This window comes from Bradyrhizobium sp., assembly GCF_016462955.1.
GTDB lineage: Bacteria > Pseudomonadota > Alphaproteobacteria > Rhizobiales > Xanthobacteraceae > Bradyrhizobium.
The window spans coordinates 1-1,139 of sequence record NZ_JAEMSD010000309.1 but is presented as its reverse complement, the minus strand read 5'-3'; the positions used below and the strand labels follow the sequence as shown (position 1 = coordinate 1,139).

1 pseudogene is annotated in these 1,139 nt (G+C 66.7%); it reads left to right on the top strand.

The window, feature by feature from the left end:
• Nucleotides 1-1,139: pseudogene (locus JHD07_RS26000) on the top strand (FAD-dependent oxidoreductase); the annotation flags it as partial.

Below are 1,139 nucleotides of genomic sequence, written 5' to 3'. Positions count from 1 at the left end.
GATGCTCGAAGGCATGAACCAGGCCTATGCGAAGGTCTTCAAAGAGCAGGGCGAGACCGCTGCGAACCAGATGCTGTTCGAGCAGAGCCGCCGCTTCTCGCAGGTGCTACGTTCGATCGAAACCTCAGGCAAGCCGTGGGCGGCCGCGATCAACGGCCTCGCGCTCGGCGGCGGCTTCGAGATCACGCTGTGCTGCCACTATCGTGTCGCGGCGGAAAACCCCAAGACCCGTCTCGGCCTGCCCGAGGTCACGGTCGGCCTGTTCCCCGGCGCCGGCGGCACGCAGCGCGTGCCGCGCCTGGTGCCGCCGCAGGACGCGATGACCATCCTGCTCAAGGGCGACCCTGTTACGGTCGAGAAGGCCAAGGCGCTGAACCTGGTCCACGCCGTCGTTCCCGCCGCCGATCTCATCAAGGCCGCCAAGGACTGGATCAAGGGAGGCGGCAAGGCTGTCGCGCCCTGGGACGAGAAGGGCTTCAAGCTCCCCGGCGGCCCCGTGTTCTCCAAGGCCGGCATGATGATGTTCCCCGCCGGCAACGCGATCTACCGCCGCGAGACCTACGACAATTACCCGGCGGCGCGGGCGATCATGAGCTGCGTCTATGAGGGCCTGCAGCTGCCGATCGACGCCGCGTTGCGCGTCGAGTCGCGCTACTTCACCTCGGTGCTGCGCTCGAAGGAGGCGGCCGCGATGATCCGCAGCCTGTTCCTGTCGATGCAGGAGCTCAACAAGGGCGCGCGACGCCCGAAGGATGTGCCAGCAACCAAGGTGAAGAAGATCGCCGTGATCGGCGCCGGCTTCATGGGCGCGAGCGTCGGCTACGTCTCGGCCCGTGCCGGCCTCGACGTCGTCCTGATCGACCGCGACCAGGAGAGCGCCGACAAGGGCAAGGCGCATGCGCAGAAGGTGATCGAGGAGCAGATCAAGAAGGGCCGCGCCAAACCCGCGGATGCAGAGGCGCTGCTCGCGCGCATCACGCCGACCGCGGACTACGCCGCGCTGAAGGACGTCGACCTCGTCATCGAGGCCGTGTTCGAGGACCGCAAGGTCAAGGCCGAGACCTTCGCTAAGGCGCAGGAATATCTGAAGCCCGACGTGATCTTCGCCTCCAACACCTCGACGCTGCCGATCACCTCGC